Origin of the sequence: Thalassotalea marina (genome assembly GCF_014656435.1) — a bacterium.
Lineage (GTDB): Bacteria > Pseudomonadota > Gammaproteobacteria > Enterobacterales > Alteromonadaceae > Thalassotalea_C > Thalassotalea_C marina.
Map to the genome: position 1 here is coordinate 1 of NZ_BNCK01000031.1, position 526 is coordinate 526.

1 pseudogene is annotated in these 526 nt (G+C 44.3%); it reads left to right on the forward strand.

Annotated elements, in window-relative coordinates:
• Window positions 1–526 (forward strand): annotated as a pseudogene (pntA, locus tag IE199_RS21855) (Re/Si-specific NAD(P)(+) transhydrogenase subunit alpha); the annotation flags it as partial.

Consider the following 526-nt stretch of genomic DNA (forward strand, 5'->3'; position numbering starts at 1 on the left):
TGCTGGTAGCTTGGGAGCGGTTGTACGTGCATTTGATACGCGTCCAGAAGTTAAAGAGCAAGTGCAGAGTATGGGAGCCGAATTCCTTGAGTTAGATTTTAAAGAGGAAGCAGGCAGCGGCGATGGCTATGCGAAAGTCATGTCCGAAGCGTTTATTAAGGCGGAAATGGCTTTATTTGCTGCACAAGCTAAAGAAGTCGACATTATCGTCACTACCGCACTCATTCCTGGGCGTCCAGCACCTAAATTAATTACCAAAGAGATGGTTGAGTCAATGAAACCTGGTAGTGTGATTGTTGACTTAGCGGCGCAAACAGGGGGGAACTGTGAGTTAACCCAAGCGGATAAATTGGTTGTGACTGATAATGGTGTCAAAATTATTGGTTATACCGATTTACCAAGCCGTCTACCGACTCAATCATCGCAATTGTATGGCACAAACCTTGTTAACTTGATGAAGTTACTGTGCAAAGAGAAGAATGGCGAAATCAATATTGATTTTGATGACGTTGTGATCCGCGGTGTT